22 protein-coding genes and 2 pseudogenes are annotated in these 24,138 nt (G+C 56.5%); 15 read left to right on the top strand and 9 right to left on the bottom strand.

Annotated elements, in window-relative coordinates; genetic code table 11:
- The 6 genes and pseudogenes from ACO6EE_RS02230 to ACO6EE_RS02205 form a co-directional block, all read left to right on the top strand.
- Positions 1 to 129 (top strand): annotated as a pseudogene (locus ACO6EE_RS02230) (4,5-DOPA-extradiol-dioxygenase); the annotation flags it as partial.
- A 175-nt stretch (positions 130 to 304) separates the two neighbouring features.
- On the top strand, positions 305 to 1,066 hold the full coding sequence (locus ACO6EE_RS02225) for an SDR family oxidoreductase (RefSeq protein WP_485958908.1): 762 nt from the start codon (positions 305 to 307) through the stop codon (positions 1,064 to 1,066).
- 158 nt (positions 1,067 to 1,224) lie between these two features.
- Positions 1,225 to 1,437, top strand: coding sequence for a hypothetical protein (locus tag ACO6EE_RS02220; RefSeq protein ID WP_485958906.1), 213 nt, complete (start codon positions 1,225 to 1,227; stop codon positions 1,435 to 1,437).
- On the top strand, positions 1,395 to 2,057 hold the full coding sequence (locus ACO6EE_RS02215; protein WP_485958905.1) for a methylated-DNA--[protein]-cysteine S-methyltransferase: 663 nt from the start codon (positions 1,395 to 1,397) through the stop codon (positions 2,055 to 2,057). Before ACO6EE_RS02220 ends, ACO6EE_RS02215 begins: the two co-directional genes overlap by 43 nt.
- Positions 2,047 to 2,673, top strand: a complete 627-nt coding sequence (locus tag ACO6EE_RS02210) for an alpha-ketoglutarate-dependent dioxygenase AlkB family protein (protein WP_485958903.1) — start codon at positions 2,047 to 2,049, stop codon at positions 2,671 to 2,673. The genes ACO6EE_RS02215 and ACO6EE_RS02210 overlap by 11 nt, the downstream gene beginning before the upstream one ends.
- Positions 2,674 to 2,832: 159 nt before the next feature.
- Positions 2,833 to 3,306: an OsmC family protein gene (locus ACO6EE_RS02205; RefSeq protein ID WP_485958901.1), complete on the top strand. Its 474-nt coding sequence runs from the start codon at positions 2,833 to 2,835 to the stop codon at positions 3,304 to 3,306.
- A 157-nt stretch (positions 3,307 to 3,463) separates the two neighbouring features.
- Here the strand turns inward: ACO6EE_RS02205 and ACO6EE_RS02200 are convergent, their stop codons facing one another.
- The 3 genes from ACO6EE_RS02200 to ampD form a co-directional block, all read right to left on the bottom strand.
- Positions 3,464 to 4,687, bottom strand: a complete 1,224-nt coding sequence (locus ACO6EE_RS02200) for a beta-ketoacyl-ACP synthase (protein WP_485958899.1) — start codon at positions 4,685 to 4,687, stop codon at positions 3,464 to 3,466.
- Complete coding sequence (fabG, locus tag ACO6EE_RS02195; protein WP_485958898.1) at positions 4,687 to 5,415, bottom strand: 3-oxoacyl-ACP reductase FabG; 729 nt, start codon at positions 5,413 to 5,415, stop codon at positions 4,687 to 4,689. Before fabG ends, ACO6EE_RS02200 begins: the two co-directional genes overlap by 1 nt.
- Positions 5,416 to 5,991: 576 nt before the next feature.
- Positions 5,992 to 6,555, bottom strand: coding sequence for a 1,6-anhydro-N-acetylmuramyl-L-alanine amidase AmpD (ampD, locus tag ACO6EE_RS02190; protein ID WP_485958897.1), 564 nt, complete (start codon positions 6,553 to 6,555; stop codon positions 5,992 to 5,994).
- A 51-nt stretch (positions 6,556 to 6,606) separates the two neighbouring features.
- Here ampD and ACO6EE_RS02185 point away from each other — a divergent pair.
- Positions 6,607 to 6,755 (top strand): annotated as a pseudogene (locus tag ACO6EE_RS02185) (IS5/IS1182 family transposase); the annotation flags it as partial.
- 60 nt (positions 6,756 to 6,815) lie between these two features.
- Here ACO6EE_RS02185 and pgi read toward each other — a convergent pair.
- The 3 genes from pgi to orn form a co-directional block, all read right to left on the bottom strand.
- Positions 6,816 to 8,465 (bottom strand): glucose-6-phosphate isomerase, encoded by a 1,650-nt coding sequence (gene pgi / locus ACO6EE_RS02180; protein ID WP_485958896.1) that lies wholly within the window; start codon positions 8,463 to 8,465, stop codon positions 6,816 to 6,818.
- A 7-nt stretch (positions 8,466 to 8,472) separates the two neighbouring features.
- Positions 8,473 to 8,868, bottom strand: a complete 396-nt coding sequence (locus ACO6EE_RS02175) for an energy transducer TonB (protein ID WP_485958895.1) — start codon at positions 8,866 to 8,868, stop codon at positions 8,473 to 8,475.
- A gap of 153 nt (positions 8,869 to 9,021) precedes the next feature.
- Entirely contained in the window at positions 9,022 to 9,609 is a 588-nt protein-coding gene (orn, locus tag ACO6EE_RS02170; RefSeq protein WP_485958894.1) for an oligoribonuclease, read from the bottom strand.
- 126 nt (positions 9,610 to 9,735) lie between these two features.
- Between orn and ACO6EE_RS02165 the strand changes: the two genes are divergently transcribed.
- From ACO6EE_RS02165 to tehB, 7 genes are all read left to right on the top strand, one after another.
- A complete protein-coding gene (locus ACO6EE_RS02165) occupies positions 9,736 to 10,368 on the top strand; it encodes an MBL fold metallo-hydrolase (protein ID WP_485958892.1) in 633 nt (210 codons plus the stop codon).
- Between the two features lie 373 nt (positions 10,369 to 10,741).
- The gene (locus tag ACO6EE_RS02160; protein WP_485958890.1) at positions 10,742 to 11,179 is read left to right on the top strand and encodes an MliC family protein; all 438 of its coding nucleotides are present in this window, start codon (positions 10,742 to 10,744) and stop codon (positions 11,177 to 11,179) included.
- A gap of 318 nt (positions 11,180 to 11,497) precedes the next feature.
- Positions 11,498 to 12,184, top strand: coding sequence for a tRNA (N6-threonylcarbamoyladenosine(37)-N6)-methyltransferase TrmO (gene tsaA / locus ACO6EE_RS02155; RefSeq protein ID WP_485958889.1), 687 nt, complete (start codon positions 11,498 to 11,500; stop codon positions 12,182 to 12,184).
- Between the two features lie 560 nt (positions 12,185 to 12,744).
- Entirely contained in the window at positions 12,745 to 13,191 is a 447-nt protein-coding gene (locus ACO6EE_RS02150) for a pilin (RefSeq protein ID WP_485958887.1), read from the top strand.
- Positions 13,192 to 13,312: 121 nt separating this feature from the next.
- Positions 13,313 to 13,750 carry a pilin gene (locus tag ACO6EE_RS02145; protein ID WP_485958886.1) on the top strand — a complete coding sequence of 146 codons (438 nt, stop codon included), beginning with the start codon at positions 13,313 to 13,315 and terminating at the stop codon, positions 13,748 to 13,750.
- A 44-nt stretch (positions 13,751 to 13,794) separates the two neighbouring features.
- Positions 13,795 to 14,532 (top strand): TfpX/TfpZ family type IV pilin accessory protein, encoded by a 738-nt coding sequence (gene tfpZ / locus ACO6EE_RS02140; protein WP_485958885.1) that lies wholly within the window; start codon positions 13,795 to 13,797, stop codon positions 14,530 to 14,532.
- Positions 14,533 to 14,756: 224 nt separating this feature from the next.
- Entirely contained in the window at positions 14,757 to 15,620 is an 864-nt protein-coding gene (gene tehB / locus ACO6EE_RS02135) for a tellurite resistance methyltransferase TehB (protein ID WP_485958883.1), read from the top strand.
- Between the two features lie 68 nt (positions 15,621 to 15,688).
- Here tehB and ACO6EE_RS02130 read toward each other — a convergent pair whose 3' ends face one another.
- The 3 genes from ACO6EE_RS02130 to pnp all read right to left on the bottom strand — a co-directional run bounded on the left by ACO6EE_RS02130 (position 15,689) and on the right by pnp (position 21,098).
- Positions 15,689 to 17,578, bottom strand: coding sequence for an ABC transporter ATP-binding protein (locus tag ACO6EE_RS02130; RefSeq protein ID WP_485958881.1), 1,890 nt, complete (start codon positions 17,576 to 17,578; stop codon positions 15,689 to 15,691).
- Positions 17,579 to 18,153: 575 nt separating this feature from the next.
- Entirely contained in the window at positions 18,154 to 18,648 is a 495-nt protein-coding gene (locus ACO6EE_RS02125; RefSeq protein ID WP_485958879.1) for a winged helix-turn-helix transcriptional regulator, read from the bottom strand.
- A 344-nt stretch (positions 18,649 to 18,992) separates the two neighbouring features.
- Positions 18,993 to 21,098, bottom strand: a complete 2,106-nt coding sequence (gene pnp, locus ACO6EE_RS02120; RefSeq protein ID WP_485958877.1) for a polyribonucleotide nucleotidyltransferase — start codon at positions 21,096 to 21,098, stop codon at positions 18,993 to 18,995.
- A gap of 528 nt (positions 21,099 to 21,626) precedes the next feature.
- Between pnp and yccS the strand changes: the two genes are divergently transcribed.
- Entirely contained in the window at positions 21,627 to 23,822 is a 2,196-nt protein-coding gene (gene yccS / locus ACO6EE_RS02115) for a YccS family putative transporter (RefSeq protein WP_485958911.1), read from the top strand.
- Positions 23,823 to 24,138 lie beyond the last annotated feature (316 nt).

Raw genomic sequence — 24,138 nt, 5'->3', positions numbered from 1 at the left:
CCGTCGCCCGAACACTACCTGCCGCTGCTCTACACCGCCGCGCTGCGCGAACCGCAGGACGATATGGAAATATTCAATGACGAACTCGCCTTCGGCTCGATCAGCATGACTTCCGTTTTAATCGGGTAAAAGGCCGCGGCAAACCGAAAGCGGCTGGGCGCAAATCGCTTCGGACAGTTGGCGCTAGATGGGTTGCAGGCTGCTTTTTCTGCCCGAACTGCAATCTCATCAACAATCGGGTCGCTTTCACATAGGCCTTTCCCTAAACTTGAGCCGTTTTCAACAGCAACATCAGGGAAAGATTATGTCAAACCTATTGGATTTAAAAGATAAAACAGCCGCCGTCATAGGTGCGTCGTCAGGCATCGGGCGTGCAATTTCGCTACTGTTGGTGGAACACGGTGCCAATGTTGTTTTGTGCGCCCGCCGTACCGACAAACTGGAAGAAACCGCCGCCCTGATCCGTGCACAAGGCGGACGGGCGGTTACCGTGGCAGGCGATGCGGTATTGCCTGAAACGCACGGAACAGTTGTCCGCACGGCGCAGCGCGAGTTCGGCGGCTTGGACATCGCAATCAACAATGCAGGCACGCTTGGTGCGTACAAGCCTTTAGCGGAACTTTCCCCTGAAGAATGGCGGGTTACGCTGGACGGCAATCTGACTGCCGCCTTCCTCGGCGCACGCAGCCAAATCCCCGCCATGCTGGCACGCGGCGGCGGTGCGATGGTATTCACGTCCAGCTTTGTCGGCACCAGTTGCGCCCTGCCGAACATGGGTGCATACGGCTGTGCCAAAGCCGCACTTTCCGCATTGGCCAAAAGCATTACCGCCGATTACGCCGCCCAAGGCATCCGCGCCAACGCCCTGCTGCCCGGCGGCACGGACACGGAAATGATGTCTGCCGACCCTCAACAGCGCGCGTGGGCAGAAGGGCTGCACGCAGTAAAACGCATTGCCCGCCCGGAAGAAATCGCTGCCGCAATTTTATTTTTGGTCAGCCCGATGAGCAGTTTTATCACGGGTGCGGCAATACCTGCGGATGGGGGAAATTCGGCGGTAAAATAGGTTTTCAGACGGCCTGAAAGCATAAAAAAGCAGCCTGCACTTTGTTTTGTGAATGTGCAGGCTGCTTTTTCCTGCCGAACCGCAACCCCATCAACAATCGGGTCGCCACCCGGCTGCTTTACGCGTATCCTAACGCCATGAAACTTCAAAACAACCCCATGTCCCCGAATCAAATCCGCCAATTCACGTGCATTGCCCGCGCCATCGAATACCTTTACGACCATGCCGCCGAGCAGCCCGATTTGGCGCAGGTGGTGGCAGCAGTGCATGTCAGTCCCGAGCACTTGCAGCGCGAATTTTCCGCATGGGCGGGCATCAGTCCGAAAAAATGCTGCAACACATCAGTATCAGCCGTGCCAAAGAAGCCCTGAAAAACAGCGAAAGTGTGGCGGAAGCGGCGCACAGCGGCGGATTGAGCGGCACGGGGCGGCTGCACGACTTATTTGTCGGCATCGAAAAAATGACCCCGGGCGAATACAAAAACGGCGGCGCAGGCCTGCAAATCGATTACAGCCTGATTCCCGGCCCTTTCGGCGACCTGTTGGCAGCAGCAACAGACAAAGGCATCTGCTTCATGCGTTTTTCAGACGACCCTTCCGCCGTCCTGAACGAATTGCGCGCCGAATATCCGAACGCCCGCCTAATCGGGCAGGAAACCGCATTCCACCGCCAAGCCGCCGACATCTTCCGCACCCGGCACGGCCGCGTTACCCTGCACATCAAAGGCACACCCTTCCAGCTCAAAGTGTGGCAGGCCTTGCTCGATATTCCCGCAGGCAGCCTGCAAAGCTACGGCACGGTGGCGCAGCGCATGGGTTCGCCCAACGCCGCGCGAGCCGTTGGGACGGCCATCGGACAGAATCCCGTTGCATTACTCATCCCTTGCCACCGCGTCATCCGCGAAAGCGGCATCATTGGCGGTTACCGCTGGCAACGCGGGCGCAAAATGGCGATATTGGCGCACGAATTGGGAGACACTGATGACGCTTGACCTCTTCCCCGAAACCGCCAACCCGCACGCCAACCTTCTGCCCTACGACGGCATCGTCAGCGATTTTGGACGGATTTTCACTGCCGCCGAAGCTGACCGTTATTTTGAAATTTTGCAGCGTGATATTCCCTGGCGGCACGACGAAGCCGTGATATTCGGCAAGCACATCATCACCGCCCGCGAAGTTGCATGGTACGGCGACACGTCCTACAACTACGGCTACTCCGGCGCAAACCGCATCGCCCTGCCGTGGAGCGGCGTCTTGCCCGAACTCAAAAACCGCGTGGAAGCCGCCATCGCCGGCATCTGCCCCACCCGCTTCAACTCCTGCCTGCTCAACCGCTACAACAACGGCAACGAAGGCATGGCGTGGCACAGTGACGAAGGGCAGGGGCTGGCCAAAGACAGTGCCATTGCCTCCCTCGGTCTCGGCGCAACGCGCAAATTCGCCTTCAAACACAAAGAAAGCAAGGAAAAACGCGAAATGTGGCTGGAACACGGCCAGCTCATTGTGATGCATGGCGAAACGCAGAAACACTGGCTGCACACCATCCTGAAAAGCACCCGCATCCAAGAGCCGCGGATTAATCTGACGTTTCGGGTGATGGCGGGATAAAATAGAAAAGGCCGTCTGAAAACTGAAAAGCAGCCTGCACATTTAATGCACGGCAAATCCAAATATTCGACTGCACCGCCCGTTCGGTATAATCCGTGCAGGCTGCCCTCAAATCGCAGTTTCAACGCAGCAAAACCACCAAGCCACAAGGAGACACCCATGAGCAAACAACACACCTACCGCGCCACCGTCGAATGGACGGGCAACTTGGGCAGCGGCACATCGTCCTACACCGACTATTCGCGCGATTACACCGTCCAAATCGCCGGCAAACCCGACCTTTTCGGCTCGTCCGACCCTGCCTTTCGCGGCGACGAACACCGCCACAACCCCGAAGACATGCTGCTGGCCGCCGTTTCCGCCTGCCACAAACTCTGGTATCTGTACCTGTGCAGCGCGGCGGGCATCACCGTTACCGCCTACACCGACCACGCCGAAGCCGTGATGGATGAAGGCAGCCGCACGCAGCCGGGCAGATTCGTCAAAGCCACGCTGCGCCCGCAAGTCACCATCACCCAAGCACAGCACATCGAGCAAGCCAAAGCCCTGCACCACGAAGCGCATCGTTTGTGCTTTATCGCCAATTCGTTGAATTTTAAAGTGGAATGTGAGTGTGAGATTGTGGTGGAGTGAGGGCTGATAAAACGCAGCTTATATCTGAATATTTAGGCTACCTGAAAGTTTCAGGTAGCCTTTACAGTAGTGTTGCCCCAATTAAGTGAAAACAAACGAAAGGCTACCTGAAAATATTTCGAACCGTTTTCAGGTAGCCTCTTAGTTGAAATGCGCCTTACCAACGCTTAAAGATTAGCGAGGTATTCACGCCGCCGAAGGCGAAGTTGTTGTTCATCACGTATTCGGTGTCGATGTGTCGGCCGGAGCCGGTGAGGTAGTCGGCTTCGCCGCAGCGGGGGTCGATGTCGTTCAGATTCAGGGTGGGGGCGAACCAGCCGCTGCGCATCATTTCGATGGCAAACCAGGATTCGAGTGAGCCGCAGGCGCCGAGGGTGTGGCCGAGGTAGCTTTTTTGCGAGCTGATCGGGACGTGGCCGAACACGGCGGCGGTGGCTTGGGTTTCGGCGATGTCGCCCTGTTCGGTGGCCGTGCCGTGGCCGCTGACATAACCGACGGCGGAAGGCGGCAGGGCAGCGTCTTCGAGGGCAAGCTCCATGCAGTGTTGCATGGTGCGCATTTCGGGGCGGGTGATGTGGCTGCCGTCGCAGTTGGCGCCGTAGCCGACGATTTCGGCGATGATGTGCGCGCCGCGTGCTTGGGCATGTTCCAATTCTTCCAGCACCATCATGCAGCCGCCTTCGCCGAGCACGAGGCCGTCGCGCGCTGCGTCGTAGGGGCGGGGAGTAAGTTCGGGTTCGTAGTTGCGGCGGCTGGCGGCGTAGAGGCTGTCGAACACGAAGGCTTCGGATGGGCAGAGCTGGTCTGCACCACCGGCCAGCATCATGGGGATTTTGCCGTATTTGATGGCTTCGTAGGCGTAGCCTATGCCTTGGCTGCCGGAGGTACAGGCGCTGGAGGTGGGAATCAGGCGGCCGGTGAGGCCGAAGAAGATGGCCACGTTGGCGGCGGTGGTGTGCGGCATCATGCGCACATAGGTGTTGGCGTTGAAATTGTTGGGCTGGTGGGCAAGTAGCAGGCCGATGTCGAGCACGTCGGCGGTGCTGCCGCTGGAAGAGCCGGCGGCCACGCCCATGCTGCCGTTACGGATGACGGGGTCGCCGAGCAAGCCCGCCTGCTTTAGCGCTTGTTCGGCGGCATCGGTGCAGTATTGCGCCAGCGGGCCCATGCTGCGCAACTGTTTGCGCGTCCAATGTGAGGGCGGCGCATAGGCGGGCAGCGGCGCGCCGAGGCGGGTTTCCATTTCGGGGAAGGCATCCCACGCTTTCATGCGGCGCACGGCGTTTTCGCCTGCGCGGAAAGCGGCTTCGATTTCGTGCCACTCGCGGCCGAAGGCGCACACCGCGCCCACGCCGGTAATCACCACCCGTTTTGTTTTCATCAACACAATCCTCCGTTTACCGCAATCACCTGCCGCGTGATGTAGGCGGCGTGTTCGCTCATTAAAAAGCGCACGGCATGCGCCACTTCTTCAGGTAGCCCCATGCGCTGCGCCGGAATGGCTTTCAAAATTTCTTCCACCGGCACGTTTTCATCCAGAATTTCCGTATCGATCAGGCCGGGGGCAACGCAGTTTACCGTAATCTTGCGTTTGGCCAGTTCCACCGCCAAAGCTTTGGCCGCGCCAATCAGCCCCGCTTTCGACGCGCTGTAGTTTACCTGCCCGCGGTTGCCGACCAGGCCGGAAACGGAGGCCATGCACACAATCCGCCCCGGCGCGCGGCGGCGGATCATCGGCATGATGAGCGGGTGCAGTACGTTGTAGAAGCCGTCCAGATTGGTGCGCAATACGCGGTCCCAATCCTCGTCTTCCAGCGCGGGGAAGGCATTGTCGCGCGTCAGCCCCGCATTCAGCACCACGCCGTAATACGCACCATGCGCTTCAATATCCGCTTCCAGCGCGCGGCGGCATTCGGCGCGGTTGGCCACGTCAAACTGCAACACCCGCGCTTGCCGGCCCAACGAACGGATTTGTTCCGCCACCGCCTCGGCGTCCGCCATACGGCTGCGGCCGTGCACCACAATGTCGAAGCCGTCTTGCGCCAAGGCCAAAGCCGCCGCACGGCCGATGCCGCGGGTGGAGCCGGTGATGAGGATGGTTTGGGTCATGATGGGGTTCCTTTGATATGGATTGGAGCGGCCTATGCCGAGTGGAGGCTACCTGAAAACAAAGTGCGGCAAGTTTCCACCAAGCTGAAGCTTTGGGATATGTTTGGATGGGATGCCAGCACGCGGATTGTACCTGCGAACCGGATTTGTCGGAATGGCTAGGCGGCTGTTTTGGCATTTCGTTGCCGTTTCATATTTGAATGGCATTGAAATTCTGTTTTCAGGTAGCCTGTGGCGGTTTGAGGCCGTCTGAAAGAGTGGATGTTAATGAGATTAAATGAGGCCGGCCTCTGTATGCGGGTGGAAGTTTTGGTGAGGCCATGTGAGATAGTATGAAAATATGATAGGACTGCGTTTCGTGTATACCAAAATCCCAATAAAACTCAAGCAGACTATTGCTGGTATGCACGCGCCAACTCATAGATGAGCAATGGTTTGCATTGCACTAAAAATTCATTTTCATTTTAGTGAAGCCATGCTTTCAGGTAGCCTGTGAGCCGCACAGCTGGCATAGTACAGAATTCAGTTTTTATCAAATGCCAACACAATGGGCGGTGGCCATTGGTGTGACAGCAGCTAATCCGTAATTCCTTCCGCCAGCACCACGCCGGCGGCGGCTAGGCGCGGCCAGTCGAAGAAGTGGCCGGGGTCGCTTTTGCGGCCGGGGGCGATGTGTTGGTGGCCGGTTACGGCTTCGATGGGGTAGTGTGCCGCCATGCTGTGCAGCAGCGGAATCAGGGCTTGGTATTGCGCCTCGGTGAACGGTTCGAAATCGCAGCCTTCCAGCTCGATGCCGAGCGAAAAGGCGTTGCAGCCGCTGCGGCCGCGATATTGTGATACGCCGGCATGATGTGCCGCGTCGTCGCCCGACACAAACTGCACCACCTGCCCGCTGCGTTCGATCAAAAAATGGCTGGACACGCGCAAATCCACCAGCTGCGGGAAGAAGGGGTGTGCCTGCGGGTTGATGCGGTTGGTGAACAAATCGCTGATGGCGCTGCCGCCGTATTCGAAGGGTGGCAGGGAGATGTTGTGCAACACCACCAGCGAAACGGTTTCGCCGGCGGGGCGGGGCGAGAAGTTGGGCGAAGGGCAATGCACCGCGCCCTGCCACCAGCCGTTGTGCCAAGTTGTGGTCATGATGGGGTTCCGAAGGGGAGAAGGGAGTTATAGCGGGTTGGCGGGCAAGGCTACCTGAAAAAATCATCGCGGATTGGCATTTATAGTGGATTAAATTTAAATCAGGACAAGGTGGCGAGCCGCAGACAGTACAAATAGTACGGCAAGGCGAGCCAACGCTGTACTGGTTTAAATTTAGTTCACTATACTCCTGCCCGCAGCAAAGAGAAAGGCTACCTGAAAATGCCCGCTTGGTTTTCAGGTAGCCTTCTCTTTGGCCGTTATGGCTGTGTGTTGTCCATCTGCTGCTGGTAGCGTCGGATCAGGGCGGCGGTGGAGGGGTCGTGCCCGGCGGGGGTGGCGCCTTGCAGTTCGGGCAGGATGGTTTGGGCGAGTTCTTTGCCGTATTCCACGCCCCATTGGTCGAAGGAGTTGATGCCCCAGACGGCGCCCTGCATGAAGACTTTGTGTTCGTACATGGCGAGAATCAGGCCGAGGGTGTAGGGCGTGATACGTTCGACGAGGATGGTGTTGCTGGGGCGGTTGCCGGGGAAACTGCGTTGGCGGGCGAGGGCGGTTTGTTCGCTTTCAGGTAGCCCCTTGCCGGCCGTTTCGGCGCGGGCTTCGGCTTCGCTTTTGCCGCGCATGAGGGCTTCGGCTTGGGCGAAGGCGTTGGCTACGAGCCGGAGGTGGCGGCCGTCGTCCGCCCCTTCGCCGCTGAGGGGGACGATGAAATCGACGGGAATCACCTGCGTGCCTTGGTGGATAAGTTGGAAGAAGGCGTGCTGACAGTTGACGCCGACTTCGCCCCAGATAGCGGCACCGGTAGTGAAATCCACGGGGGTGCCGTGGCGGTTGCGGCTTTTGCCGTTGCTTTCCATATCGAGCTGCTGGAGGTGGGCAGGCAGGCGGCGCAGGCCGTGGCTGTAGGGGATGACGATGTGGCTGGTGCTGCCGCAGAAGTTTTGCTGCCAGATGCCGATGAGGGCGAGCAGGGCGGGGATGTTGCGCCGCCACGGGGCGTGCAGGAAGTGCTCGTCCATATCGTGCCCGCCGCGCAGGAATTCGCGGAAATGTTTGCGGCCGATGGCACACATCACGGGCAGGCCGATGGCCGACCACACGGAATAGCGCCCGCCCACCCAATCAAACATACCAAACACGTTTTGCGGGGCGATGCCGAATTCGGCAGCGGCTTCCACATTGGCCGATACGGCGGCGAAATGCTGCGCGATATCGGCTTCGCCGCGGCCGGATTGCAGAAACCAGCGGCGCGCGGCTTGGGCGTTGAGCAGGGTTTCGGGGGTGCGGAAGGATTTGCTGGCCACGATAAACAGCGTGGTTTCCGGCTGCACGCGGCACAGGATGCCGTCTAAATCGGCGCTATCGAGATTGGCGGCGAAGTGCACGTTCAGGTTTTGCCGATAGGGCGCGAGGGCTTGCGCTACCATGCGCGGGCCCAAATCCGAGCCGCCGATGCCGATGTTTACCACGTCGCGAATTGGCAATCCGGTGCAGCCCGTGTGCGTGCCGTTTTGCAGGCGATCGGCGAAATCGAGGGCGCGGTTTAATTCGTCGTGCACCTGCGGCACGATATTGATGTCGTCCACATACACAGGCGCGGCGTTTTCAGGTAGCCTCAGGGCGGTGTGCAGCACGGCACGGTGTTCGCTCAGATTGATTTTTTCGCCGACATACATTTGGCGGCGCAGTTCGGCCGCGCCGGATTCGTCGGCCAGGCGGCAGAGCAGATCTAAGGTATCTTCGCTGATGAGGTTTTTGCTGTAGTCGAGCAGGAGGCCGTTGAGTTCGGCGTGCATGCGCTCGAAACGGTTTGGCTCGGCGGCGAAGCGCTCGCGCAGGTGCAAATGCGCGGTGGCGCGGCGGTGTTCGGCCAGAGCTTGCCAGGCGGGGAGGGCGGTAGGGAGCATGGTGGGTTTAGCGTGTGGGAAGGGGTGGGCGGGGCGGTTGTGGAGTTTCTGAATGGTCGGGTTTTTCTTCCGGTACTCGGAATCTAAATGTTTGGGTGAAGTCGGATTCTACAGGTTGGCCGTTTTGTTTGGCCGGGGTGAAGCGATATTGGCTGACGGCACGCACGGCGGAGCGGGCGAATAAGGGGTGGGAGGCGGAGAGTACCTGTGCTTCGCTCACGCTGCCCCGGGTGTCGATACGCATCCGCACGATGGCACGGCCTTCGATGCCCTCTTCTTCCAGCGGCGGTGGGTAAACCGGCTGCACGGAGTGGACGAGCATGGCCGGTTCAAATGAAGGCTTGGCAGCGCAGGCGGCCAGCAGCAGGGCGGCGAGGGCGGACAGGAGGATTTTGCGGATCATGGTCTTCTTAATATGGATGGGTGGAAGGGCTACCTGAAAAACGGAAAAAAGGTTTTTGCCTTGCAGAAGCTTCGCTGCGCTCGTTGTAACTCCATTGAAGCTTACGCTTTAGCTTCGCAGAAGCTCGGCCTTGGCTGCACCAAGACATCGCTTTCAGGTAGCCTCTCGGTTTGTTTCGTTGGCCTCGGGCAGGCGTAAGAAGGTTTGGCGGTAGTGGCGCAATTCTTCGATGCTCTCCAAGATGTCGTCCAGCGCGCGGTGCGAGCCTTTTTTGCTGAAGCTTTTGTAGGCGGTGGGATGCCAGCGGCGGGCGAGCTCTTTGAGGGTGGATACGTCGAGGTTGCGGTAGTGGAACCAGGCTTCCAGCTTGGGCATGTAGCGCTGCATGAAGCGGCGGTCTTGGTGCACGGTGTTGCCGCATAAGGGGCTGGTGCCTGGCGGTGTCCATTGCGCCACGAAATCGAGCAGGCGTTGTTCCACTTCGGCTTCGGAAAGGGTGGAATCTTTCACGCGCTGGGTGAGGCCGGTGCGCTCGTGGGTGCTGGTATTCCAGGCATCCATGCCTTTGAGCAGTTCGTCGCTTTGGTGGATGGCGTAGGATTCGGATTGGGCGAGGATGTTTAAATCGGCATCGGTAACCACCACGGCGGCTTCGATAATGCGGTCGTGCTCGGGGTTGAGGCCGGTCATTTCCATATCGAGCCAGCAGAGGTTGAGGGGGTTGGGCTTGGGCGTGTGCATGAACTTGCTCGCAAAGGGGTAAATAGCGCATTGTAGCGGATACGCCAAACCTTAAAAAGGTTTACCTTTGGCGCGCGCGGCGGCACAATGCGGGCTACCTGAAAATTCTTATAAAGAAAGCCACCCATGCCGCTCAACCTTACCGTGTTCGCCGTTACCCCTTTCCGCCAAAACTGCTCGCTCTTGTGGGACGAAGAAAGCAAAGAAGCCGTGTGGATAGACGTGGGCGGCGACGTGCCGCAGCTGCTGGAAGAAGCCGCCAAGCTCGGCGTGCAGCCCAAAGCCATCTGGCTTACCCACGGCCACCTCGACCATGCCGGCGGCGTGGCCGAGATGATTCAGCATACCCCGCTGCCGGTAATCGGCCCGCACCGTGACGACCAATGGCTGCTCGATAACTTGCCCGAAATCACTGCCAACTTTGGTTTTCCCGTGTCCCAGCCAGTGAGCCCGAGCCGCTGGCTGGAAGAGGGCGAGGAATTAAGCGTGGGCGCGTACCGCTTTCAAGTGCTGCACATCCCCGGCCACACGCCCGGCCATGTGGTGTTTTACTGCGCCGAACAAAACCTGCTGATTGCCGGCGACGTGTTGTTTTACGAATCCATCGGCCGCACCGATTTCGAACGCAGCAGCCATGCTGACCTCTTGCGCAATATCCGCGAGAAACTGCTGGTGTTGCCTGAAGACACCATAGTCTTGCCCGGCCACGGCCGCAGCACCACCATCGGTCACGAAAAACGGCACAATCCGTTTTTATAAGATTAAAACCAGCAGGCGGCAGATGATACATGCAGCCCGTCTTAAAAGAGGCTACCTGAAAACGATGTCTTGGCGTAGCCAAGGGTGAGTTTCTGCGAAGCTAAAGCGCAAGCTCCAACGGAGTTAAAACGATGTCTTGGCACAGCCGGGGTGGAGTTTCTGAGAAGCCGGAACGCGCCAACCAAAGCTGAATGATTGCCAAACCTAAAGGCTACCTGAAATTGCTCAAATGCTTTCAGGTAGCCTTATTCGCCGGAATAATTGGTATTGCCGTAAATCTTGGTTAATCCCTCTTTTTATATCACACACTTTGGGCTAAGATGCTTTCGCCGCCGGCTATGGCGGTATTTTCTCATTTTATAGGAAATACACAATGAAAGTACGTACTTGGGCTGTACCGGCCTCTTTGGCTCTGCTGTTGTCTGCCTGCGTGGTGGCCACCCCGCAAGACGACGGTCACCGTCATCACCATCACCAACGCCATGAAAGCAGCATGCAAGATCCGGGCAACGAGCCCGCTCCGCGTCACGAACGCCGTGGCGAGCGCCGCGCAAGCGTTGAGCGCTTCAGCTGTGAAAACGGCTTGTCTGTAACTGTGCGCCAGCAAGGTACCGACCGCGTAAGCCTGCAACTGGACGACAAACGTGCCGTGCTCAACCGCGCCACTTCCGGCTCCGGCGAGCGCTACACCAGCAACCGCGGCCTGTTCGGCAGCGGCGCCGAGTGGCATCGCAAGGGCAATGAAGCTGCGTTCAGCTTCAAAGACCCCTATGGCAACAGCGTAGAAACCGCTTGCCAACGCCAGCAGTAAGCTGATTTCAATTCAACGCCGCATTAGTGAAATCAGGCCGGCAGCCCGGGAATTCCGAGGCTGCCGGTTTTTATTGGGTATAGAAGACAGGTGGGCAAAAAGGAGGGGAGGATACCGACACCTTGCTGCCTTGCCAAAATTTAATCTCAATCTCACACAAACTCCACTTCCTACGGAAACTTCGTTTGAACTACGTTAAACTGACGCCCTAGCTTCGCAGAAACTCAGCCTTGGCTGCCCCAAGACATCATTTTAACTCCGTTGAAGCTAGCGCTTTTAGGTAGCCTTTTATCTCTTTCATATTAATTGCCCCAAACCATGCCAGCCACCTACACCCTGCAAACCATTGCCTACGTTCGCTCTCCTTATAAGCAGAAATTCGGTGTGCCGCGCCAGCCCGGCTTGGTGCCTTCCGCCCGGGTATGCATCGAATTCCTGCCCGAGTTTTCTGCCGATTGCGTACGCGGGCTGGAAAGCTTCAGCCATATCTGGGTGCAGTTTGTGTTTCACGGCGTGGCCGGGGCGGGCTGGCAGCCTTTGGTGCGGCCGCCGCGTTTGGGCGGCAACCGGAAAATGGGCGTATTTGCCACGCGCAGCCCGTTCCGCCCCAACCCGCTGGGGCTCTCCCTGCTCAAGCTGGAGCGTATTGAAACCGAGGGCGGAGTGCGGCTGTGGTGTGGCGGGGCGGATTTGCTCGATGGCACGCCGGTATTAGATATCAAACCTTATCTGCCTTTTGTGGAAGCGCAGCCCGATGCCGCCCCGGGCTTCGCCGCCATTCCGCCCGTGCCGCTCGAAGTAGCTTGGGCAGATGAGATAAGCGCAGCATCCCTGCCGCTGCCTATCCGCCTGTTGATAGAACAAAGCATCGCCCAGGATCCGCGCCCGGCTTATCAGGATACGCCGCAGCGGGTATATAAGATGGCAGTGGACGATTGGGAAGTGGCGTTTCGGATTGAAAACGGAACGGCTTTAATTGAAGCAGTGATGGCTGCGGAAGGTTAAAGGCTACCTGAAAACTGTAGCGCAGCTTTCATATAGTTAAAGGGAAGCTCTTTATAAAGGAGCAAGTTGCTATGAAGTTAACTCTTCTTACCCAAAGGCGGCATAACCATGCCGCCTTGCCTTATTTATACCGTGGCGGTATTGCCGCACCGATGAAAGTGGATAGATATAGCAGGAATGCCAAAAATCACTATTTAAAATGGCAGCAACCTAAAAACTAGCAGGCAATGAGACCCATAAAACGGCAATCTGTGCGAAATGGTGGGCCAAAAACTGACGATAAATGTCAGTTTTCCAGATTAGCCAACTATGCAGAATAGCCGTATATGGTAGCCACTTAAATTGCAAGGAAAACAAAATATAATTATAAAACATATATTTATAAAATAAATAAAACGGTTTTTTTATTTTTTGGCATAGCCGTTGCTTTATGTTTCTCGTGGTGATGGCAAACAAGCCTAGCCGAAAATGAAGTTTTTTAGTTGTCTCCTTCTTTTGGTTGAAGTTCCCGGGTCGGAAGATTCGGTTTTATTAAGTTCCATTTTTAAAAGGAAAATGTCATGTTGAAAAAAGTACAAAAAGGTTTCACCCTGATCGAGTTGATGATCGTTATCGCTATTATCGGTATTTTGGCTGCTATCGCTCTGCCGGCTTACCAAGACTACGTTGCACGTTCACAGGCTACTGAAGGCTTCAAAGCTACCGCCGGTGTACAAACTGATATCGCCACTTACTACGCTGATCAAAATGCATGGCCGGATAACAGCACTGCCGCTGGTAAGGCAATTTTGGATGGTGCTCAGGCTCTGCAGGGTAAATACTTCGCCGCTGGTGGTGTTACTGTAGCTCCCGCTGATGGTTCTATCACTATCAACTTCACCAAAGGTGCTAACAACGGTGAAACTTTGAAACTTGCTCCGACTGCAGTTCCAGCTACTGGTCAAATCTCTAAATGGACCTGCTCTGGTTTCACTAATAAGAGCCGTATGCCCACCAGCTGCCAGTAATAATTTAGTGGGGTAACCCAACTTGGAATCCTTAGTTGGTTTCCTGCAGCCCCTCTCCGAATGTGGAGAGGGGCTGATTTCTCAAAATGATAGGCAAAATTTGTAATAGTTGGATTAAATCATGAATAAAATAGGCACAAATAGGGGCTTTACCTTGATTGAGCTGATGATTGTGATTGCTATCATCGGCATTCTGGCAGCAATCGCGCTGCCGGCTTATCAGGATTATGTTGCTCGTGCCCAGGCAGCTGAGGCATTGAAAGCTACCGAAGGATTAAAAACTGATATCGGCACATATTATTGGCAAGAGGGACAATACCCGAATACTGGCAATCCTATTATTGCCACTGCTACCACATTGCAAGGCAAGTATTTTCCGGCTGGCGGTACGCAAATTACTCCTGGAAATGGTGTGATTACAGTAACATTCGATAAAGGTGCGAATAATGGTAAAACCGTTATTCTCACGCCAACTGCGAACCCAGGTAACCGCCAAATTATTACTTGGAAATGCAGCGGGACGGTGGGTGCGGAGCGTTTGCCCGGCTCTTGCCAGTAATTTAGATGGCCTAAATAAGATTTAAGATAAAAGCGTAAACTGTGATGAAGTTTAGATTGAAGGCGGCAGGCATTCATCTGTTGATTTCGGCAGTGGTTGCTTTAGTCGGTATCGGTTTGGTATTTTGGGTATGGCATCCTGCACCGCTACAAAAGGCGGTAGGGGTAACGCATATTTTCTTAATGATGCTTGGTATCGATGTGGTGTTGGGGCCATTGCTTACGCTATTGGTAGCTAGCAGCAAAGAGAAAAAAACGCTGAAGTTTGATTTGAGCGTGATTGCTGCAGTGCAGCTGGCAGCTTATTTATATGGCATGCACACTATTGCAGTTAGCCGACCGGTATATCTGGCTTTTGATAAACTAAGGTTTGAGGTGGTGCAGGCGGATTCAGTGGTGCGTGCTGCAGATAAAACGATTTTGCCGGAGTATCAATCTAATTCTTTACTTTATCCACAATGGGTGTCGGTACGCCCATATAAGGATGCAGCAGAGCAAAGTCAGCGCACTTTCCTAGAGTTGCAGGAAGGAATTTCTCCTGCCATGCAGGCAGATCTCTACCGGCCAATCAATGAAGGTTGGGGAGAAATGCTGGAGCGTAAGCACGGATTGGAAGAGTTGAAGCAATATAACTCGGCAGAGCAGGTGGCTAAAGAATTGGCTGCTTATCCGCAGGCAGATAGTTTTCTGCCGATGAAAGCCCCGGCTGAGGACATGGCTGTGTTGCTGGATAGTAAGCATAAACAAGTGTTAGGCATTGTGGATTTAAGACCTTGGAAATAGTTGTTGAATGAAAAGATTTAGGCTGTTTGGAGTAGTCCAAGCAGCCTATTTTTATAGGTGAAGAGGATTTTATTTCATACAAAGCAAGTTGGAGTGACTGGAAATGTTTGGCATATAATATGAATCTGCCGTTCCGCTTGGCTCTTTGCAAGGGAAATGGCGAAGGTTTGCATAGAGTCGCCATAATTATATGGTTGCTTATTTTTCGGCTCAGGAGGGAAGTAATGAATCCAGAACTCATCTGCTACAAAACCATGCCGGTATGGGATAAAGCCACTATTCCAGCGGCAGTTTTGTCGCAGCACAACACACAAGTTGGTACTTACGGCAAGCTGCGCGTATTGCGTGGGCGGCTGAAGTTTTATGAATTGCAAGAAGATGGCGCGGAACTCGCGGAACATGTGTTGCAGCCGGAAAGCGGGGTGTGGACAATTTACCCGCAGGCTTGGCATAAAGTGGAACCACTGGATGATGATTTTGCCGTGCAGCTGGAATTCCATTGCGAAAAAGCCGACTTTTTCCACAAAAAATACGGCATGACTGCTACCCATTCCGCCATCCGCGAAGCAGTGCAGACTGTGCCGCCGTGTAAAACGTTGGATTTAGGCTGTGGGCAAGGGCGTAATGCGCTGTTTTTGAGCTTGGCCGGATACGATGTGCATGCTGTGGATCACAGCCCGGCGGCAGTAGCTTCAGTGCTGGATATGGCTGCGCGCGAACAGTTGCCGCTGCGGGCGGATGCTTACGATATTAATGCTGCCGCTTTGAATGAAGATTACGATTTTATCTTTGCCACGGTGGTGTTTATGTTTCTCCAAGCCAACCGTGTGTCGGAGATTATTGCCGATATGCAGGAGTACACCCGCCCCGGCGGCTATAACTTGATTGTGTCGGCAATGGATACGGCAGACTACCCCTGCCATATGCCATTTTCGTTCACATTTAAAGAAGATGAATTGCGGCAGTATTACGCCGGCTGGGAATTGCTGAAATACGAAGAAGCCGTGGGTTCGATGCACGCTACCGATGCGCAAGGGCGGCCGATTCAATTGAAGTTTGTGACGATGTTGGCGAAAAAGCCCAGTTGAATGAGTTTGTATTTTGCATGCAAAGAAGGCTACCTGAAAACTTTCAGGTAGCCTTTATTCATGTTTGTTCAATAGCCAGCAGACTTTAACTCCTTCTCAAGCATCTGCCCAGCCTCTGGCTCTTTCACACTGAGAAAACCGCCGCTTTGATGTGCCCACAGGCTGGCGTAGAGGCCGCCCTTGGCTAAGAGCTCGGCGTGGCTGCCTTCTTCCACGATGCGGCCTTTATCGAGTACGATGAGGCGATCCATGGCTGCGATGGTGGAGAGACGGTGGGCGATGGCAATAACGGTTTTGCCTTCCATCATGGTATCGAGGCTTTCTTGGATGGCGGCTTCCACTTCGGAATCGAGCGCGCTGGTGGCTTCGTCTAAAAGCAGAATCGGCGCGTCTTTGAGCATCACACGGGCGATAGCGATGCGTTGGCGCTGGCCGCCGGAAAGCTTCACGCCGCGCTCGCCCACGTGGGCATCGTAGCCTTTGCGGCCTTTGGCGTCGGAAAGCTGGGGGATGAATTCGGCGGCTTCGGCGCGGCGGGCGGCTTGCAACATATCTTCTTCGGTGGCATCGGGGCGGCCGTAGACGATGTTGTCGCGTACCGAGCGGTGCAGCAGGCTGGTGTCTTGCGTGACCAGGCCGATTTGCGCACGTAGGCTTTCTTGGGTAACGCTGTCGATATTTTGCCCGTCGATGCAGATTTGACCGCTTTGTGGCTCGTAGAAGCGCAATAGCAGGTTCACAATAGTGGATTTGCCGGCACCGCTGCGGCCGATGAGGCCAACTTTTTCGCCGGGGCGAATGTGCAGACTGAAACCGTTGAGCAGGGGTTTGCCAGACTCATAAGAGAAATCGATGTGGTTGAAGCAGATTTCGCCTTTGTTCACCAACAGGGGCTTGGCTTCGGGCTTATCGAGGATGGTTTGCGGCTTGGAAAGCGTGCCCATGCCGTCGGCCACGGTGCCGATATTCTCAAACAGGCGGGCGGATTCCCACATGATGTATTGCGAGAGCCCGTTCACGCGCAGCGCCATGGCAGTGGCGGTGGCCACAGCGCCCACGCCTACTTGGCCATTGTGCCACAGCCAAATACCGAGCACGGCGGTAGAAAGGGTAAGCATGGTGTTGACCGCAGCGCTGGCGCTGTAGAGCAGCGTGGCCAGCCGCATTTGAGCGTGCACGGTGACCATAAATTCTTCCATCGAGCGGCGGGCATAATCAGCTTCGCGCGCACCGTGGGAGAAGAGCTTCACTGTGGCGATGTTGGCGTAGGCATCGGTAACGCGGCCGGTCATCAGCGAGCGGGCATCGGCCTGTCGGGCGGCGGTTTGGCCGAGCCTGGGAATCAGAAAGCGCATTACCAGGCTGAAGCCGATGAGCCAGCCCACAAAAGGCAGCAGCAGCCAGCTATCCAGCGCCACCAGAATCACGCCGGAAGTGATGAAATACACCAGCACATACATCACCATATCGGCGATGGTCATCACCGTGTCACGCACGGCCAGCGCAGTTTGCATCACTTTAGCCGACACGCGGCCGGCAAATTCGTCTTGATAAAAACTAAGCGATTGGCCAAGCATCAGGCGGTGGAAATTCCAGCGCAGGCGCATGGGAAACACCCCCTGCAATACCTGTAGGCGGATGGAGGAAGTAAAAAACGTCCAAATCACCAGCACCACCATCAGCACCCCCATGCCAACGAGCGCCAAGCCTTTTTCGGCAAACAGCGTCTCGGGCGTATAGCGGCCGAGCCAATCGACGATTTTGCCGATAAATTGAAACAGCAAGGCTTCGCCAATGCCGATGCCGCCGGAGAGCAGTGCCAGCAGCACGAGCCAGCCGCGTACACCTTCGAGATTGCTCCAAATGAAGCCAAACAGCCCGTTGCGCGGGGTTTTCGGCTCGCTGGCAGGATAGGGATCGACGCGGTTTTCAAACCAGGAGAATAAGCGGTTAAACATGGTGTGGTGCTTTATATTTAAAATGGAATTCAAATTTTAGCTTTAGCCGAGACTGATGTTTTGGCTTCGTTGAAGCTCACGCTTTCAGGTAGCCTATGTGATTGAGGCTACCTGAAAAATATGGCTGCCCGAGTGGTATTCAAGAGCGGCTAAAAAGACGGCTATCATAACAGAAACAGAAGGCTGGGCACAAAACGGGGTTAGGACGCTGGGCAATAATACGCGGCATACTAGGCAAGCGGATGCCGGCCATAGCCAATCATTCAGGCTACCTGAAAGCACGGTTTAACAAAATAAAATTCCGGCCGTTTTCAGGTAGCCTCAATCTCGAGACAAGCCGCCACGTGGCATACATTGCAAAACTGGTTGTATAGCGGCTTCTGTTTTGCCGTTTTGGCAGCCAGAGGCCCAGTGGATGTCGAAAGAGTTTTGAAGTTTGCAGAGCGGGCTGTTGGAGGGAGTGAGAATAGGATATTGAATGAAGTAAAAGGCTACCTGAAACTTTAGCTACGCAGAAACTTCGCTGCGCCACGTTTTAACTCCGTTGAAGCTTACGCTTTCAGGTAGCCTTTGGTTTAATCTTCCCAATCTTCCAGCGCCAGCGGCCCGTTTTCCTTCACTTCCTCCATCACCACATAGCTGCGGCTCTCTACCGCGGAAGGCAGTTGCAGCAGGATTTTGCCGAGCATGTCGCGATAGGCGGACATATCTTGCAGGCGAACCTTGATGAGGTAGTCGTATTCGCCGGACACGAGGTGGCATTCGAGGATTTGCGGGATTTTCAGCACTTCGCGGCGGAATTCTTCAAAAATATCGCCAGATTTGGAATGCAGTTTGATTTCCACGAACACCAGCAAGCCGTAGCCCAAGCGGGCGGGGTTGAGGCGGGCGTGGTAGCCGCTGATGTAGCCGTCGCGCTCCAAGCGGCGCACGCGTTCGGTTACGGGGGTGGCAGACAGGCCGACGCGTTCGGCCAGCTCGGTCATGCTCAGGCGGGCGTTTTCCTGCAAGAGCTTGAGGATGCGGCGGTCGATGCTGTCGGCTTCTTTGAAGGTGGGGCGGTTGGGCATGGGCTTCTCCTATCATTATCGTGATTGAAATAAGAATGCTGCTGCGTTGCCTGGCCGTACGTGGGAGCCGTCTACGACCAGTCGCTTCGTCCTATTCTTATTTTAATCCGCTATGAAAGCACTTCTCTGTAGTTTCAAATAAAGGCTACCTGAAACTTTTTCAGGTAGCCTTTGCTTTATCCAGGGTCTGTTGACATTTAATTTTCCAAATGGATTTTTGTCCCCAAGGCGGAAACCGCAGCAAGGTTGGATACCTTGCGAGGATTTCCAACGTGGAAGATGCTGCCTTGGGGGGCAAAAAGACACGGAAACTCTTAAGTGTCGACAGACCCTACAGCCTGCGTTTATTGCTCGCGGGTTTGATCCAGCAGGGCTTTCATGGAGAGGCGAACGCGGCCGCGGTCGTCCACTTCCAGCGCTTTCACGCGCACGTTTTGGCCGACTCTGAGGTAGTCGTTCACGTCTTTCACGCGCTCGTGGGCGATTTGGCTGATGTGCACCAAGCCGTCTTTGCCGGGCATTACGGATACGATGGCGCCAACGTTGTTATCCAAAATCTTAATCACCACGCCGTTATACACTTGGCCCACTTCCACTTCGGCAGTGATTTCTTCGATGCGTTTGCGGGCGGCTTCCACGGCTTCCACGTTCACGGCGGCGATGGTGATGGTGCCGTCGTCTTCAATGTTGATTTCGGTGCCGGTTTCGGCGGTGAGGGCGCGGATGGTTTCGCCGCCTTTGCCGATAACGTCGCGGATTTTGTCTTGGTTAATCTTCATGGTGAAGAGGCGCGGCGCGTGCTGCGAGAGCTCCTGCGGGCCGGCCACGGCGGCTTTCATCTGCTCGAGGATGTGCAGGCGGGCTTCTTTGGCTTGTGCCAAGGCAATCTGCATGATTTCTTTGGTGATGCCTTGGATTTTGATGTCCATCTGCAGGGCGGTAACGCCTTCGGTAGTGCCGGCCACTTTGAAGTCCATATCGCCGAGGTGGTCTTCATCACCCAAGATGTCGGTGAGCACGGCGAATTTGTTGCCTTCCAAAATCAGACCCATGGCAATACCGGCCACGTGGGCTTTGAGCGGCACGCCGGCGGAGAGCAGGCTCAAGCAGCCGCCGCACACGGAGGCCATGGAAGAAGAGCCGTTGGATTCGGTGATTTCAGACACCACGCGCATGGTGTAGCTGAATTCTTCGGGCGTGGGCAACACGCCGAGCAGGGCGCGTTTGGCCAGGCGGCCGTGGCCGATTTCGCGGCGTTTGGGCGCGCCCATGCGGCCGCATTCGCCGGTTGAATAGGGCGGGAAGTTGTAGTGCAGCATGAAGCGGTCGGTGTATTCGCCGCTCAAGGCATCAATGATTTGCTCGTCGCGCTGGGTGCCGAGGGTGGCCACGGCCAGGGCTTGGGTTTCGCCACGGGTGAAGAGGGCGGAGCCGTGGGTGCGCGGCAGCACGCCGGTTTGGATGCTGATGGGGCGCACGGTGCGGGTGTCGCGGCCGTCGATGCGCGGCTGGCCGGCCAGAATCTGGCTGCGCACCACGTTGGCTTCCAAATGTTTGAAGATGCCTTTGATTTGGTTGGCGGCCAGGGTGTCGGTGTCTTCCGTGATCAGCGCGGCTTCCACAGCAGCCCAGGCTTCGTCCAGCTTGGCGGTGCGAGCCTGTTTTTGGCGGATTTTGAAAGCTTCGGCCACGGTTTGACCGGCAATTTCCTGCACTTTGGCCACCAGGGCGGCATCGGTTTCGGGCGCTTTCCAGTCCCACACTTCGGGGTTGACCGCATCGGCCAGCTCGTTGATGGCGCGGATAACGGCCTGCATTTCATTGTGGCCGTATACCACGGCGCCGAGCATCACGTCTTCGGGCAGGATTTGGGCTTCGGATTCCACCATCAGCACGGCTTGTGCAGTACCGGCCACCACCAAATCCAGCTGTGATTTGGCCAGCTGGGTTTTGGTCGGGTTCAGCACGTATTCGCCGTTCAGGTAACCCACGCGGGCGGCGCCGATGGGGCCGGCGAAAGGCACGCCGCTCAACACCAGCGCGGCAGAAGCGCCGATCATGGCGGGGATGTCGGAATCGATTTCCGGATCAACCGATACCACCGTGGCCACGATTTGGATGTCGTGGAAGAAGCCTTCGGGGAACAGCGGGCGGATGGGGCGGTCGATCAGGCGGCTGGTGAGGATTTCTTTTTCGCTCTGTTTGCCTTCGCGCTTGAAGAAGCCGCCGGGGATTTTGCCTGCGGCATAGGTACGCTCCAGATAATCCACGGTGAGCGGGAAGAAATCCTGCCCGGCTTTCACTTCTTTATTGGCGGTAACGGCCACCAGCACCACGGTTTCACCCATGGATACTTTTACCGCGCCCGCAGCCTGGCGGGCGATTTCGCCGGTTTCGATGGTAACGGTGTGCTGGCCGTATTGGAAGGATTTGACGTGTTTGTTAAACATTAAGATTCCTTTAGGAAAAGGCCGCTGCCGCTAAAACACTAAGCATAAGCCCGCACAGACGCAGGCGCATGGTTAGGGTTTCAGACAGGCAGGGCAGGTTGGAAATAAAATAAAGGCTTGAGGCTGCCTGAAAGCGCAGCCCGAAACCGGCGCGCATTCTAACACGCTGCCGGGCAGATTGCACTGTATAAACAAGATATAGTGAATTAACAAAAACCAGTACAGCGTTGGCTCGCCTTGCCGTAACGTGTGTACTGTCTGCGGCTCGCCGCCTAGTCCTGATTTTTGTTAATCCACTATAACTTCGTTGAAGTTTGCGCTTTCAGGTAGCCTGCCGTCCGTCTTTTCCGCTACAAAAGCAGGCGGCCATACTTGCTGCGGTGCGGACAAACACGATAGGAGTGCTCGTGTTCCGTATTGCAAGGCTACCTGAAAACCCTGCCCCACTGCTGAAGGTGCAGCCGTATCATGCCGCGCCCGCCTGCGCTAAAATACAGCCCTTTCCCACTCATCCTTTATTTATCCACCATGCCCCTTATCCCATCCCGGCTCAAATGGCTTTCCGCGCGCGTGCTGGCCGCGCTGCCGATGCTGGTTAGCGTGTGCATGGCCGTGCTGGCCGTGTGGTATTGGCAGAAGCCGCTGATGTGTATGCCGCTGGTGCTCGGCGTGATTGCCGGCGGCCTGGTGGATTTAGACAACCGCCTCACCGGCCGCATTCAAAACCTGCTCTCCACCATTGCCGCCTTCAGCGTTTCCTCGCTCACCGTGCAGTTTACTTTTGGCCAGCCGCTGTTGTTTCTACCCGCAATGACGCTGCTCACTTTCGTGTTTACTCTGTCCGGCGCCATCAGCCTGCGCTACCGCACCATCTCCTTCGGCACACTGGTGGTGGCGCTCTACACCATCCTCACCATCAACCACAGCATGGTTTGGTATGCCAACACCCTGCTGATTTTGTGCGGCACGCTGCTCTACAGCGGCAACACCCTGCTGCTGCACCTCATCCTGCCGCACCGCCCGGTGCAAGACAGCATGGCCGCTGCCTATACCGAGCTCGCGGGCTATCTCGACATCAAAGCCCAATTCTTCGACCCCGACGACACTGACCAGCTCGAGCAGCGGCAAATCGCGCTGGCCATGCAAAACGGCAAAGTGATTGCCGCGTTCAACCAAGTGCGTAGCGCCTTGTTTTACCGCATGCGCGGCCAGCACCGCCACCCACGCACCGCCCGCATGCTGCACTACTACTTTGCCGCGCAAGACATCCACGAGCGCGCCAGCTCCAGCTACATCGGCGAATACCGCCGCTTTGTGGCCGAGCTCAGCCACAGCGACCTCATCTTCCGCATCCAGCGGCTGATCGAATGGCAGGCGCAGGCCTGCCGCGACATGGCGCACAGCCTGCAACGTGGCAGCACGGTGCCGGACAATGCCAAGCTGGACAAACTGGCCGCCAGCATCCGCCGCTCATACCAGCACCACCAATCCACCCAAGCCGATAAGAGCCCGCGCAGCCTGCGCCGCCTTATCGACAACCTCTACGGTATCAACTACCAACTCACCCACCTGGCCGGCGAACAAGCTGGCTATACCGAAGCCAGCGAGCAAACCCGCATCGTGCGCGAAGATGCCGACGGCTGGCGCAGCCATCTCAATATCCTGCGCCGCCACCTCAGCTTCGAATCCGGCGTATTCCGCCACGCCGTGCGGCTTTCCATTGTGGTGTTCCTCTGTATCGCCTTAGTGGAAAGCCTCAAGCTGCCCATGGGCTACTGGGTGCTGCTCACCGCCGTATTCGTGTGCCAGCCCAACTATTCCGCCACCAAAAGCCGCCTTATCCAGCGCGTGGTCGGCACAATGGCCGGTGTGGCCGTCGGCTCGCTACTGCCCTATTTCACCCCCTCGCTCGCCACCCAATTGGCGGTGGTGGCCGCCTCCAGCACCCTGTTTTTCTTCTTCCGCACCAACAAATACAGCTACTCCACCTTCTTCATCACCATCCAAGCCATCACCAATCTCTACATCGCCGGCCTGCACGGCATCGACGCCCTGCCTTGGCGGCTGCTCGACACCATCGTCGGCTGCGTGCTGGCCTGGTGGGCTGTATCCATGCTCTGGCCGGATTGGCGCTACCTTTCTCTCGCCCGCACCGCCCAACGCGCCTTGGCCGGCAACGCAGGCTACCTGAAAAGCATCACCGACCAGCTCCAGCACGGCGGCCAGTGCGACGATGCCGCCTACCGCAGCGAACGCCGCCGCGCCCACGAACGCGCCGCCCAACTGAGCAGCACCCTTTCCGACATGTCCGGCGAGCCGAAAAAATACGCCGCGCACCTGCCCGGCGGCTTCACCCTGCTCAAAACCGTTTACGCCATCAACGGCTATATCTCCGCCCTCGGCGCCTACCGTAGCCGCCTCAGCCCGGGCCAAATAGAGCCCGATTTCAACGCCGCCTTCGCCCAGGCCGCTAATGAAACCGCACGCCTGCTCGAACAGCTGCCCAGCCTGACCGAAGCCGAATTTCAGGTAGCCTACAGCGCCCTGCGCCAACAGCTCACCGCCCTGCGCCCCGATGGCAGCGCCAGCCCCCACGCCCACACCCTCTGGCAGCAGCTTTCCTTGATTGCCAAACTCCTGCTCCCCGCCTACCAGGCCTTGCAAGACGTGGAGGATACCCAAACCGAAACGCAGGAGGCGGCCGCAGCGGGCACCAGCGGTTAGGCAATGCTTCGCGCCCCAAAGGGCTACCTGAAAGCGTAAGCTTCAACGGAGTTAAAACCATGTCTTGGCGTAGCCAAGGCTGAGTTTCTGCGAAGCTATAGTGGATTAAATTTAAATCAGGACAAGGCGGCGAGCCGCAGACAGTACAAATAGTACGGCAAGGCGAGCCAACGCTGTACTGGTTTAAATTTAATCCACTATAAAACACGGTTGCTATTGGCGGCTGCGTTGCTAGATGGCTTTCAGGTAGCCCGCACTGGCAGCCTGTTCATGCAGTCTTGCATCATGCCGCTACTCAAACCAGCGCCCAAGCAAA

The organism is Eikenella sp., from assembly GCF_057315495.1.
This window is presented reverse-complemented; position numbering and strand designations above follow the sequence as displayed.